This is a genomic window from Pseudarthrobacter sp. RHLT1-30-1 (assembly GCF_059383415.1).
In genome coordinates, this window is record NZ_JBWZCG010000015.1 from 57,242 (window position 1) to 69,564 (window position 12,323).

A 12,323-nucleotide genomic window follows, 5' to 3' on the forward strand; every position below is an offset into this window, starting at 1 on the left:
GCCGCCGAGGGGCCAACCGGGAACGCCCGAGACCTTGGCCAGCTCTGCGAGCTCACCGGTATGGCCTCATTGCGTCCACCAGGATGGTAAATCTTTGCCTTTTCATAGTGCATGGAGCGGCGGCGGCGACTCAAGCTGATGTCGCATTTATTGCCCGTGAGACTCATCACAGGCAGTTCGGCCGCAACGGGGGACGACGGCGGATGATTCCCGCCGTCGTCCTCCGGATGGTTACCGCTGCAAGCGGAGGTCGGGGTCTACCCGTGCTGTCCCGCGGGAGCCGCCGCGGTGAGGGCGGCAAGGGCTCCGGTGTCCACATTCTCTGACGGGCCCTGGAGGTACCGCCCCAGGCTGTCATCCATGGCATTGATCCAGCGCGTGTGGTGCTTTGCAGCCATCGTGCCGGTCATCACCGAGCGGTGCACGTTGTCCCGGTACCCCAGGATGTTGTCCTGCTTGTCGCGCATCCACTGCTTCAGCAGCTCGGAAACGGTGTCCAGATCGAACTCGGGGTAGTCCGTCAGCGCGATCAGCCCGCGCAGATACTCCGTCTGGTAATCGGCCTCGGCATCGTGGTCCGCCAGGGCGGACTGCCGCTCCAGCCAGACCGCGATGTCGGCTGTCCGCGCCGCGGCATCCGGCAGCGCGATGCGGCCGAGCATCACGTCGCGGGCGAACCAGGCCTGCGCGTCGAACATGTTGAACGTGTAGTACTGGTCCTGCGCGCCGAGGTAGAACAGGTTGGTGTTGTCCTGCCACACCACGCCCTTGTAGAGGTGGTCCGGGTAGAGCACGTTGCGCGACTTCAGCGAGAGCTCGCTCGGCAGGAACGGGTATTTGTGCTGGTAACCCGTGCACAGGACGACGGCGTCGAAGTCTCCGCTGGTGCCGTCGCTGAACTGCGCCGTGCTGCCCTCGAAACGTGTCACCAGGGGGCGTTCGGTCGTGTTCTCGGGCCAGTCGAAGCCCATCGGGGCGCTGCGGTAACTGAACGTCACGGAGTGAGCGCCCATTTTGTGGGTCTGCATGCCTATGTCCTCGGCGGAGTAGCTGCTGCCGATCAGCAGGACGTTCTGGCCGGCGAACCGTTCGGCGCCGCGGAAATCGTGGGCATGCAGCACTTCGCCGGGGAAGCTGCCGATGCCTTCGAACTCGGGAACATTGGGGAAGGAGAAGTGACCGGTGGAGACCACCAGCTTGTCGAAGACGTGGGTCTCGGTCGTCTCGGTGATCAGATCCTCGACGGTTACGGTGAATTCCTGCGCCTGCGCGTCATACGAGACCCAGCGGGCGGCCGTGTTGAAACGCACGTATTTGCGCACGTCGGATTTTTCCACCCGGCCCTTGATGTAATCGAAGAGGACCTCGCGCGGGGGATAGGACGAGATCGCCCGGCCGAAATGCTCGTCGAAGGTGTAATCGGCGAACTCCAGGCACTCTTTCGGACCGTTGGACCACAGGTGCCGGTACATGCTGCTGTGGACGGGTTCACTGAACGCGTCCAGGCCGATCCGCCAGCTGTTGTTCCACTGGCCGCCCCAGTCATCCTGCTTTTCGAAGCACATGATCTCCGGGATGCTGGCTCCTGCCTGCCGTGCCGACTCAAATGCCCGCAGCTGTGCCATCCCGCTGGGGCCAGCCCCGATGATTCCGACTCGCATTGACATGCCTACTCCTGTTCGTTGGATCTTCTCCATCAGATTCGACGCCCGGAAGGCATGTGGCCGTGAGGCCTACCCGCCGCACCGCAGGCGGCGCAAGGCACACGGCGGGTGACGGCTTCTTCAATGACACACAGTCGGCGCGTCTGCGCGCCGGGCCTCGATTATCGATCCCTGCGGGCCTGTGCCTGCACCGGGAGAAGGGGCAATAGGTGTCTGCCGTCAGCAGGAAATTGTTCTGCATGGCTGTTCCGGGCGGTCCGCCTACGATCCAATAAGGTCGGCGGTCCTCTTGCATTATGCTCATCCGGGCTGTGGATAAGTCAAAAGGAGCTGGTGCAGACCGCGGGCGGTGCACCGTGGGGCAGGCGTGGTCAACCGATTGGTTGACCCGGGAGTCAGCCAATGTTCCGCGGCGTATCGACCGGCTGCGCGATGGCACCGGGGCCGGCCCGCGGAAGGGTGGACTTAGGGCCTTTCGGCCGCTGCGTCACCCACTGAAAGAAGAACAAACGTGTTTCTTGCAATCCGCGATATCCGCTTTGCCAAGGGCCGGTTCGCCCTGATGGGCGGCGTCGTTGCCCTGATCACCCTGCTGCTCGTGATGCTCTCGGGGCTGACGGCCGGGCTGGGGGACCAGTCGACGTCGGCCATCGACAAACTCGGTGCCGTCAATGGCAGCGGAGTCGGCGCCGAGGCGGTGGACAGCATCGTCTTCGGCGCCCCCGGGGCGAATGTCCCCAAGGCTTCCTTCACCGAAAGTGAGGTCACCGCAGCTCAGGTAGACAGCTGGAAGAACCGGGCCGGCGTACGCAACGCTGAGGCCTTGGGTATCAGCCAGACCCGCTTCCAGGGCGTGGCGGCGGATACCGGTTCAGGCACCGGCACCACCAACGTCGCCGTTTTCGGCGTCGCACCGGACGGCTCGCTGGCCCCGTCCGCGGTAACCGCCGACACTGTCGTGATCGGCAAATCTGTCGCTAAAGCCCTCTCCCTGGAGACCGGAGACAGGGCCAGCGCCGGAGGACTCGAGCTGACCGTCAGCGCCGTGGTCGAAGACCAGTGGTACTCCCACACCAGTGTGGTCTGGACCGCGCTTCCCACCTGGTCCAAACTCGCCCACCTGACCGACCCGGAGCAGCTCGGAACCGTCGCCGCCGTCACCTACAAGGACGGCGCCACCGTCGACGAAGCCGCCGCCAACATCGCTGCCCACACCGTGAGCGACTCACGCACCGGATCATTCCAGGCACTGGGCTCCTACAAGAGCGAAAACGGCTCACTGAACCTGATGCAGGCCTTCCTCTACGGCATCTCCGCCCTGGTCATCGTGGCCTTCCTGACCGTGTGGACCGTCCAGCGGACCCGCGACATCGCGGTCCTGAAGGCCATGGGCGGATCTAGCGGCTATATCCTGCGGGACGCCATCACCCAGGCCGCGGTCGTCCTGCTGGCCGGTGCCGGAATCGGCGGCGGGATCGGCATCCTCGGCGGCTTCGTCGCAGCCCAGGCAGCCCCCTTCCTGATCACCCCCGCCACAACACTCCTGCCCATCCTTGGAATCATCGCCCTCGGCTTGGCCGGCGCGGCACTGGCCGTCCGCCGCGTCACCAAGGTTGACGCCCTGATCGCCCTCGGCGGGAACTAAACCCTCCCCGGCCAACCGGCCGGTCAGCCCCGCGGGCCAGCCAACCTGCCAGCCAACCTCCCAGCCCGCCAACCCGCCAGCCCGCCACGTCCGTGGCCCCGCTGTAGATTCCGCCCGAGAACATTCTGAAGGAAGTACCCATGTCCTCCACGCCCAGCCCCCACGACCCCCGCACTGCCGCCCGCGGGTCCCTGAATCTCGTCAACGTCACGCTCGAATACCCTGACGGGGACGGAACCCTCAAAGCCCTGGACGCTGTGAACCTCACGGTGCCGGCCGGGCAGATGGTCTCCCTTGTCGGCCCGTCAGGGTCCGGAAAATCGAGTCTGCTGGCCGCCGCCGCCACCCTCGTCCGCCCCACCCATGGACTGGTGATCATCGACGGCACCGACGCCACCGGGCTGGGCGACAAGGACCTCACCGCGCTCCGGCGGGAGAAGATCGGCATCATCTTCCAGCAGCCCAACCTGCTGGCGTCCCTGACCGCTGCCGAACAACTCATCATCAGCGACCACCTGCGCGGGAAATCCGTCAAAGCCGCCCGGGCCAAAGCCGCAGAACTCCTCGACGTCGTCGGACTCAGCTCCAGCGCAGACAAGCGCCCGCACCAGCTCTCCGGCGGCCAGCGCCAGCGGGTCAACATCGCCCGTGCCCTGATGGGAGATCCCAAGGTCCTGCTTGTGGACGAGCCAACCGCCGCCTTGGACCATGAGCGCAGCGATTCCATCGTTCGGCTGCTGCGCCGAGTCACCAACGACTTCATGGTGGCCACCGTCATGGTGACCCATGACACCGAATTCGTCCCGCTGACCGACTCGGTCGCCACCATGCGCGACGGCAAACTCACCGCCCCCGTGCTGACGACGGTCTGATACCCACGCCCGGCCGGCGTCGTGCATGAGCGGACCCGGCCACCCGCGGCCAGTGGTTATGGCCTCCGACCTCCATCTCATCAATCCAAGGACCACCACTCATGAAAATGCTCTACTACGCTTCCCTCTCCTACCTGGCCGGCGGCCTCGCTTCCGGCTTGTTCTACCGTGAATTCACCAAAGCCAACGACTTCACCGGCGGCAGCCAGCTTTCCCTTGTGCACACTCATCTCCTGGCCCTGGGCATGCTGTTCTTCCTCGCCGTCCTGGCGCTGGACAAGCTCTTCAACCTCTCCGGCCAGCGCCTGTTCAACGTGTTCTTCTGGGTCTACAACGCCGGACTGGCGCTCACCGCGGCGATGATGGTGCTCAGCGGCGTCCTCACCGTCCAGGGTGTCACCCCGTCAGCCGCGGTCGCAGGCATCTCCGGGCTGGGGCACATCGGCCTCACCGCCGGCCTGATCCTTCTGTTCATCACCCTCGGCAAGCGCGTCTCCGGCAAAGAAACCGCTGAAGCCGAGCTCACCCGCGCCAACTGACCCCGCCGACCAGGCACCCCGTCTCGCACTAAAGTGACGACTTGAGGAGAAATAAGAGCATCGATCCAAGACGAGTTGTCGCGATCGCCGGAATGATCGGGCTGCTCGCGCTAGTCATGAGGCGGCTGGCCCTATGTCCCGGCGGATTCCGGGAGTGCGTGTCGGCTAGGCGCGCCGTTCCATGCCTGTGGCAGAGGGCTCATTCGTTGTACTGGCACGGATCAGGGGGATGGGCCAACGAGCCGCTCGAATCGGATCGATTCCGTCGTCAGTGATCCCCGCAGTGAAGTCCTCGAGCCCGAAGACCTTAAAAAGTGCCTCGCGACCGAATTTTGAGCTATCAGCTACAAAAAAGGCTTCTCCTGCCACGGAGCGCATCTTACGTTTGAGCTCAATCGAATAGCTGGAGCTGGCGTAGATCCCGTCGTCCATAACGGCTCCCGCTCCAAAAACAGCCACGTTGACCCGCATGTTTTCGAGTTGCTGCAGCGAAGCCGGGCCCCACATGGACGTCGTACCCGGAAGGAGTTCGCCGCCAATGAACACCAGATTGATGCGCGGTTTACGTGAAATCTCCATCCCTACCATCAGGTCGTGGGTAACCACGGTCAGGCGCGAATGATTAAGGTGCCGGGCCACTTCCAGACAAGTCGTGCCGCTATCAAGCAGCACCGTCTGGTTTTCAAGAATCCTGTCAGCGGTGGCTGCACCGATTGCCTCTTTTTCACGAGCCTGCGATTCTGTCGCGCGAGCGGCAGCAGAGGGCTCAGCAGGCGCGGCACCGCCGTGTGTGCGCCGGATCCTCTTCTCCTCGGCCAGTCGCTCCAGATCTCGCCGAATCGTGGACGCATCTACTCCATACTTCCGGGCAAGCGTAGTGACGCTCTGAAAGCCGTGCTCCTCTATAAGCTCGACAATCTCCTGGCGGCGCGACATTGGGCCCCTTTCTTCGGTATGAGCTAAAGGGTAGACGGATGCACGATTTCGCGCAATATTTGCACGAACTTTGGCAATTATGCGCGAAACCCTCGACACCTGCACGAAATTCACCTAGCGTATGCACAGATCGGAGAAACCGATGCGCGGATTCAGGCATCCGTATTGCGTGATCACAAAGGAGTGAATTGATGAAGCTTTTGCGTACATCAGCGTTTTTGGCCGCGGGTCTCTCAGCCGTCCTCATGACGGGTTGCGGCTCTGTCAACGACGGAGCTGCTGCTACGTCCGCACCGGGAGCCAGCGGAGACACCAAAGCCTCCGACATGACGATGGTGACCGTAGTCAAACTTAAGGGCATCGCATGGTTCGACCGCATGGACGAAGGTGTTCAGGCATACGGTAAGCGCACCGGCATCGACACACGCACCGAAGGCGGCGACGATGTCAGCCCGGAAAAGCAGATCAAGATCATCCAGGACTTGGTTGCGCAGAAGCCGACGGCGATCACTGTCGTACCGAACTCGCCGGAAGCCGTTGCAAACGTGCTGGCCCAAGCCAAGGCCAAGGGCATCATCACTGTGGCGCATGAGGCCACGGGCATCAAGAATGTTGACATCGACATTGAAGCCTTCGACAACGCCGTTTACGGCCAGAAGATCATGCAGAGCCTGGGTACGTGCATGGAGGGCAAGGGGGACTACGTCCAGTTTGTCGGGGGCCTCACGGCCAAGACCCACATGGAGTGGGTTGGGGCTGCTTACGACTACCAGAAGTCAAAATACCCCGACATGAAGCGTGTGGAGGACCCGATCGAAAGCACGGACAACGAAGCCGCTGCGTACCAAAAGGCCAAGGAAATCCTTGCGAAGCACCCGAATATAAAGGGATTTGAGGGCTCTGCTGGTAACGACGTTCCAGGCATTGCACGTGCGGTGGAAGAAGCCGGGAAAGCGAAGGACATCTGCGTCATGGGGACCTCCATTCCTTCCGCTGCCAGCAAGTACCTCGCCACCGGAGGCATTGACAAGATCTTCTTCTGGGACCCGGCCCTGGCCGGAGAGGCCCAGCTTGAGATTGCCCGCATCCTTGCCACCGGAGGAAAGATCGAAGCCGGCACAGATCTGGGTATTAAGGGCTACAACAGCTTGAAGAAGCTGGACGGCTACGACAACGTCTTCCTGGGCGATGCGTCCATCGAGGCGGACGCAGAATCGGCCAAGCAGTACAACTTCTGATAGTCCGGGGCGTGGGGCCAGCAACGTGTCGTCCCACGCCCTCCTGAAAGGTTCCGATATGACAAGCAACGCCCTCCAAGGGCCGCCTCCGCCTGTGCTTGAGGTGCGAAATATTGTCAAGACATTTGGTGGCGTTGCCGCACTGAGCGACGTCTCGCTAGACCTGTTTCCTGGTGAAGTGCTCTGCCTCGCCGGCGAGAATGGCTGCGGAAAGTCGACGCTGATCAAGATCATCTCGGGCGCCGAGAAGCCAGACTCGGGCGAGATACTCGTCGACGGCAGTAGTTATTCTTCGATGGACCCGACCATCGCGATTAAGAGCGGGATCCAGGTCATCTATCAGGACTTCTCCCTATTCCCCAACCTCACCGTGGCCGAGAACATCGTCCTGACTGCAGCAGTGGCAGGCCGTCGACGGCTTTACAGTGCGCGAGCGGCACGTCCTGCCGCCCAGGCAATCGTCGACGACCTCGGTTTGAATCTCGACCTCGACGCCGATGTTGAACAGCTCTCAGTCGCCGACAAGCAACTGACAGCGATCTGTCGTGCACTCGTCAGCGATGCCAGAGTGCTGATCATGGATGAACCAACTACTGCGCTGACGCATACCGAGGTGGACAGGCTATTCGTGATCGTTGAACGTCTGCGAGCCAAGGGCGTGGGCCTCATCTTTGTTTCGCACAAGCTGGATGAGGTTCTTAAGATTTCGCAGCGGGTTGCGATCCTGCGCTCCGGCAAGAATGTCGTCACGAGCCCTGCCGCAAAGCTGGACCGCAAGGCCATCGCATTTCACATGACGGGGCACGAATTGGACGAAACCCGGAACGTCAGCCAGCTGGATGTGGCGTCTGATGTGGTCCTGGAACTCGATGGTCTTGGGCTGAGGGGGGCGTACAAAGACGTCTCTTTCAGCCTCCGAAGCGGCGAGATTCTTGGATTGACCGGGCTCCTCGGCTCTGGACGCACAGAAATCGCCGAATCGCTGTTTGGCGCCGTGCCGCATGACTCTGGCTCGATAAAAATCAACGGCATAGAGGTTCCCATCCGCTCCATCAAGGACGCTCTGGAGGCGGGCATCGGATACGTCCCTGAGGACCGCCTGACCCAGGGTCTATTCATGGATAAGTCGATAGCCGACAACATCATCGCTGGCTCCCCGAACGAGCACACGACGCGAATCGGTACCTTGGATTTGCCGGCAGTCAGGCAGACAATCCAGCGCCTCTTCACCCGATTGCGCGTCAAGGCGCCGAACGTACAATCTCCGGTCCGAAGCCTTTCCGGCGGCAACGCCCAACGCGTGGTGCTCGCCAAGTGGTTGGCGCGACGTCCTCGCATTCTGATGCTGAACGGCCCGACTGTCGGCGTCGACATCGGATCGAAAGCCGAGATTCTGAGCATCCTTCGAGCCGAAGCAGCCCAGGGAATGGGCATCATCGTCATATCGGACGACGCACCCGAGTTGGTGGCCTGCTGCCACCGCGTTCTAGTCGTCCGCCATGGCAGGGTGGTTGAAATCCTCGAAGGCGACGACGTCACCGTGGACATTATCCGAGAGAAGGTGGCCGCATGAGTGGCAGCAGGCTGGATGCTTCGGCACGACTCCGACTGCTCCGTGGACCCAATAACGAAGGCATCCTCGCTGTCGTTCTCCTGGCCCTCATCGTGGCAATGTCTATCGCAAATCCCGTGTTCTTCACGCTTCCGACGGCCTTTAGCATTCTTCGCAGCTCGATCGTGCCTCTCATTTTTGCACTCGGCGTCCTTATGGTTATCATTTCCGGCGGCATCGACGTGTCGTTTGCCGCCATAGCCGTTTTCGCGGCCTACACCACCGTGCGTGCGCTTGAGACTGGGATACCGGACTTCGGACTTGTCGGAGCTTTCATTCTGGCACTGCTGATCGGAGCTTCACTGGGCGCTATTAACGGCTTCCTCATCGCGAAGTTCAGACTGCCCACCCTGATCGTCACTCTCGGCACCCAAGGAATATTCAAGGGTGCGCTGCTTACCTATGTTGGCTCACGTTATATCGCCGACCTGCCGGAGTCGATGGCCCAGATTTCCACGACAAACCTCTTCCAGGTCGAGACGTCTAGCGGAAGCGCATACCTGCACGTTCTAGTGGTCCCCGCGGTGCTCCTGGCGCTGGGACTCGCCTGGGTTCTGCGGAGCACTATGTTCGGAAGGAGCATCTACGCCATCGGAGGGGATGCTGAGGCCGCACGCAGGGCCGGTATCCGTGTTTTCCGAACTCAATTGTCTGTCTATGTCATTGCCGGAACCATGGCGGCGGTAGGCGGGATGATCTACGTCATCATGGGACGCAGCGCTAGCCCTCAGATTCTCGTTGGCAGCGAGCTGGACATCATCGCGGCCGTCATCCTGGGCGGAGCCTCTATCTTCGGGGGCCGAGGTTCTGTTCTGGGAACGACTCTCGGTGTCCTGCTGGTCCAGGTGATCTACAACAGCCTCATTCTGGCAGGCGTCCCCAGCGCTTGGCAGCGGACCGCCGTCGGTGTTCTCCTCATTGTCGGTGTTGGCATTCAGGCGGCGGCCTCCCGCCGGACCACCCAGGCCAGCATCCTCGACGAGGCTCCCCAGAAGCAGGAGGTTACAGCATGAAACGCGTCAAAACCGAGACCGGACCTCTGAGCAGGCTGAATGACTCTGTCGATTCTGCATGGACTCGCATACAGGGAAGAGTCAGCCTGCAAGGTGGCGTCAAACGGATGCTGATCTTGCTCGTCATTGCCTTCGTCATCTTCGCCGCGCTCAAGCCATCCGTGTTCCTCAGCGGAACCAACCTACGAAATATCGCCCTAAATTCGCCCGAAATCGGAGTGATAGCGATTGCCATGATGCTGGCAATGCTGACCGGAGGCATCGACTTGTCCCTGGTTGCCATGGCCAACCTCGCGGCCATCACAATGTCCACGATCTACACGGCCGTTGCCACCGGAAATCCGACCCTTGCCGAGCAAACTTTCCCGCTCATTGTCCTCGTCGGCATTGCCGTAGGCATCGTCGGTGGTGTCGTCAACGGTCTGCTTATCTCCGTCGTAGGCATAACGCCGATTCTTGCGACCCTGGGAACAATGCAGGTCTTCAACGGGATCGCTGTCGCCTGGACTGGCGGCAAAACACTGAACGGGACGCCCGCGGCCCTGAGCGCCATCGGGGCATCCACCCTCGGCGGGATTCCGACTCTCTTCTTCGTGTTCGTCCTCCTCGCCATTGCCATTGGCGTCGTCATCAATCGCACGCCCCTTGGTCTAAAAATTCAGTTACAGGGCGCCAACCCCACGGCGGCCCGGTATTCGGGTATCGCAAGCCGGAAGACCCTCATGAGCACCTATGTGATCACGGGCCTGCTGAGCGGATTCGCGGGCGTATTCTTCATCGCCCGCAACCCAACGGCCTCCGCAGACTACGGGGCTTCCTACGTTCTCCTCGTTATAGTCATCGCGGTCCTCGGTGGCACGAATCCAAACGGCGGATTCGCCACAGTCTTGGGCGTCGTTTTGGCGACGCTCACGCTCCAGATCGTTTCCAGCGGCTTCACTGCGCTGAGGCTCTCGTCCTACCAATACGCAATCGCGCAGGGCCTTATCCTCGTCGCGGCAATGGCGTTCGAACACGTCCGGTGGCGCCGCCGTCGGCGTCTGACAAAACCCGCGGTCCAGCCCAGCTAGATATGGTCTGGCTCAGGGCAGCCGCACGAGCTTCCTACACCGCCCCGGCAAAACAAACGTTCCCCTGCGCAAACAGAAAGAAAATCGTGAAGAAAATTATTAACAAGCCCGAGGATTTCGTCAACGAAATGATCGACGGAATTCTCCTCGCACACGCCGACAAGCTGAAGACACCCGGCGATGACCCCCGAATCCTCGTCCGCGCCGATGCACCCGTCGCCGGCAAAGTAGGAATCGTCACCGGTGGCGGTTCCGGGCATCTCCCGCTGTTCAAGGGTTACGTCGGGCAGGGACTTTGTTCCGGAGTGGCGATCGGTAATGTCTTCAGCTCGCCCAGCTCGCAGCAGTGCTTTGAAGCGACAATGGCCGTAAGTGGCGGCGCCGGCGTGCTCTATCTCTACGGGAATTACGGCGGTGACGTCTTCAACTTCGACCTCGCTGCCGACCTGGCAGAGCTTGAAGACATCGAGACCCGTACCGTGGTGGGGCGCGACGATGTCGCAAGCCAGCCCAAGGACAATCGCCTAGAACGCCGCGGTGTTGCCGGTTTGATCTTTGCCTACAAAGCGGCCGGAGCGGCCGCTGAGCGCGGGGACAGCCTCGAGGCGGTGGCTGCAGTGGCGGAGGACATTGTCGACAACACCGCGACGATGGGAATCGGGCTGTCGCCGACGATCCTTCCGACAACGGGTTCCATGAGCTTCGACCTGCCCGACGGAGAAATGGAAATCGGAATCGGGATCCACGGCGAACCCGGCATCCACCGCGGTCCGCTGGAGTCCGCGGACGCCATCACGGACCGGCTGGTTGACGCGCTTGTTGAGGATCTCGAGCTAGCTGAGGGCGACCGCGTTGCAGTACTCGTGAACGGAATGGGTGCGACGCCCTTGGAAGAGCTCTACGTTATGTATCGCCGAGTGCACCAGATCCTCTCCGAGCGGGGCGTTTCGATCAGCAAGAACTACATCGGCGAATACGCGACCAGTCTGGAGATGGCCGGCGCCTCCATCTCGCTTCTTAACCTCAACGACGACCGGCTGGCACTCCTTGAAGCACCGGCCTCCTCACCTTTCTTCATGGAGGTTTGAACCTTGCACTCGACACAGCTCATTGAACAGATCCAGCGAAGTCTCAAAGAGGTCGTTAAATACGCGGACGAGCTACGTGACCTGGACCAAGCGCTGGGGGACGGCGATCTCGGTATCACGATCACGCTCGGCGCCAGTGCAGTCGTCGACGCTCTGGCGGAACTGTCGGAAAGCGCCAGCCCGTCGGAAATCGCACGCGCTTGCGCCAAAGCCTTCGCCAACGCCAATCCTTCTACCATGGCTGCGCTGGTGGCTGGGGGATTGCTGGCGGGGTCCAAGGTTTGGAAGGACGTTGAGAATGTGGACATCGCGGCAGCGGCACGCTTTGTCCGCGCTGCTGGGGACAATATCGCCCAGCGCGGCAAGACACAGTTGGGGGACAAGACAATCGTCGATGCCATCATGCCCGCGGCCGACGCTCTCGACGCCAGCCTCAGCGCAGCTGGCGGGCTGGATGCTGCCATTACGGCGGCAGAGAAAGCAGTAATCGATACACGTTCGCTGCGCTCACGGCGGGGCCGCGCAGCTTGGCTCCAGGAAAGGAGTATCGGACTTCAGGACCCGGGAGCGACGGCGATGTGGCGTTTCCTGGAAGCCTGGCGCGAAGCCGCTGTGGCCTCCCACTAATAGATTTCAACGGGCTTCA

The 12,323-nt window shown here is 61.6% G+C and carries 11 protein-coding genes; 9 read left to right on the top strand and 2 right to left on the bottom strand.

Annotated features, from left to right (window positions below):
* Window positions 1–257: 257 nt before the first annotated feature.
* Complete coding sequence (locus AC50YM_RS12320) at window positions 258–1,667, bottom strand: trimethylamine monooxygenase (protein ID WP_494957237.1); 1,410 nt, start codon at window positions 1,665–1,667, stop codon at window positions 258–260.
* 508 nt (window positions 1,668–2,175) lie between these two features.
* On the opposite strand from AC50YM_RS12320, the gene AC50YM_RS12325 reads away from it, so the two are divergent.
* The 3 genes from AC50YM_RS12325 to AC50YM_RS12335 all read left to right on the top strand — a co-directional run bounded on the left by AC50YM_RS12325 (window position 2,176) and on the right by AC50YM_RS12335 (window position 4,720).
* The gene (locus AC50YM_RS12325) at window positions 2,176–3,309 is read left to right on the top strand and encodes an FtsX-like permease family protein (protein WP_494957238.1); all 1,134 of its coding nucleotides are present in this window, start codon (window positions 2,176–2,178) and stop codon (window positions 3,307–3,309) included.
* Between the two features lie 140 nt (window positions 3,310–3,449).
* Window positions 3,450–4,181, top strand: coding sequence for an ABC transporter ATP-binding protein (locus tag AC50YM_RS12330; RefSeq protein ID WP_494957239.1), 732 nt, complete (start codon window positions 3,450–3,452; stop codon window positions 4,179–4,181).
* Between the two features lie 101 nt (window positions 4,182–4,282).
* Window positions 4,283–4,720, top strand: coding sequence for a DUF2871 domain-containing protein (locus AC50YM_RS12335; protein WP_494957240.1), 438 nt, complete (start codon window positions 4,283–4,285; stop codon window positions 4,718–4,720).
* Between the two features lie 165 nt (window positions 4,721–4,885).
* On the opposite strand, the gene AC50YM_RS12340 is transcribed toward AC50YM_RS12335, so the two are convergent.
* Window positions 4,886–5,656, bottom strand: coding sequence for a DeoR/GlpR family DNA-binding transcription regulator (locus AC50YM_RS12340; protein ID WP_494957241.1), 771 nt, complete (start codon window positions 5,654–5,656; stop codon window positions 4,886–4,888).
* Window positions 5,657–5,847: 191 nt separating this feature from the next.
* Here AC50YM_RS12340 and AC50YM_RS12345 point away from each other — a divergent pair, with 191 nt between their 5' ends.
* The 6 genes from AC50YM_RS12345 (at window position 5,848) to AC50YM_RS12370 (ending at window position 12,304) form a co-directional block, all read left to right on the top strand.
* Window positions 5,848–6,894, top strand: a complete 1,047-nt coding sequence (locus AC50YM_RS12345) for a substrate-binding domain-containing protein (RefSeq protein WP_494957242.1) — start codon at window positions 5,848–5,850, stop codon at window positions 6,892–6,894.
* Between the two features lie 58 nt (window positions 6,895–6,952).
* Window positions 6,953–8,467, top strand: coding sequence for a sugar ABC transporter ATP-binding protein (locus AC50YM_RS12350; protein ID WP_494957243.1), 1,515 nt, complete (start codon window positions 6,953–6,955; stop codon window positions 8,465–8,467).
* Window positions 8,464–9,519: an ABC transporter permease gene (locus tag AC50YM_RS12355; RefSeq protein WP_494957244.1), complete on the top strand. Its 1,056-nt coding sequence runs from the start codon at window positions 8,464–8,466 to the stop codon at window positions 9,517–9,519. The genes AC50YM_RS12350 and AC50YM_RS12355 overlap by 4 nt, the downstream gene beginning before the upstream one ends.
* Window positions 9,516–10,589 (top strand): ABC transporter permease, encoded by a 1,074-nt coding sequence (locus AC50YM_RS12360; RefSeq protein ID WP_494957245.1) that lies wholly within the window; start codon window positions 9,516–9,518, stop codon window positions 10,587–10,589. Before AC50YM_RS12355 ends, AC50YM_RS12360 begins: the two co-directional genes overlap by 4 nt.
* Before the next feature lie 86 nt (window positions 10,590–10,675).
* Complete coding sequence (locus AC50YM_RS12365) at window positions 10,676–11,677, top strand: dihydroxyacetone kinase subunit DhaK (RefSeq protein ID WP_494957246.1); 1,002 nt, start codon at window positions 10,676–10,678, stop codon at window positions 11,675–11,677.
* Window positions 11,678–11,680: 3 nt separating this feature from the next.
* A complete protein-coding gene (locus AC50YM_RS12370; protein ID WP_494957247.1) occupies window positions 11,681–12,304 on the top strand; it encodes a dihydroxyacetone kinase subunit L in 624 nt (207 codons plus the stop codon).
* The last annotated feature ends 19 nt before the right edge of the window (window positions 12,305–12,323 follow it).

Bases quoted from the DNA above. Each gene is read 5' to 3' on its own strand.
- AC50YM_RS12340 (WP_494957241.1), bottom strand. From the start codon at position 5,656: ATGTCGCGCCGCCAGGAGATTGTCGAGCTTATAGAGGAGCACGGCTTT.
- AC50YM_RS12355 (WP_494957244.1), top strand. From the start codon at position 8,464: ATGAGTGGCAGCAGGCTGGATGCTTCGGCACGACTCCGACTGCTCCGT.
- AC50YM_RS12345 (WP_494957242.1), top strand. From the start codon at position 5,848: ATGAAGCTTTTGCGTACATCAGCGTTTTTGGCCGCGGGTCTCTCAGCC.
- AC50YM_RS12330 (WP_494957239.1), top strand. From the start codon at position 3,450: ATGTCCTCCACGCCCAGCCCCCACGACCCCCGCACTGCCGCCCGCGGG.
- AC50YM_RS12335 (WP_494957240.1), top strand. From the start codon at position 4,283: ATGAAAATGCTCTACTACGCTTCCCTCTCCTACCTGGCCGGCGGCCTC.
- AC50YM_RS12360 (WP_494957245.1), top strand. From the start codon at position 9,516: ATGAAACGCGTCAAAACCGAGACCGGACCTCTGAGCAGGCTGAATGAC.
- AC50YM_RS12320 (WP_494957237.1), bottom strand. From the start codon at position 1,667: ATGTCAATGCGAGTCGGAATCATCGGGGCTGGCCCCAGCGGGATGGCA.
- AC50YM_RS12350 (WP_494957243.1), top strand. From the start codon at position 6,953: ATGACAAGCAACGCCCTCCAAGGGCCGCCTCCGCCTGTGCTTGAGGTG.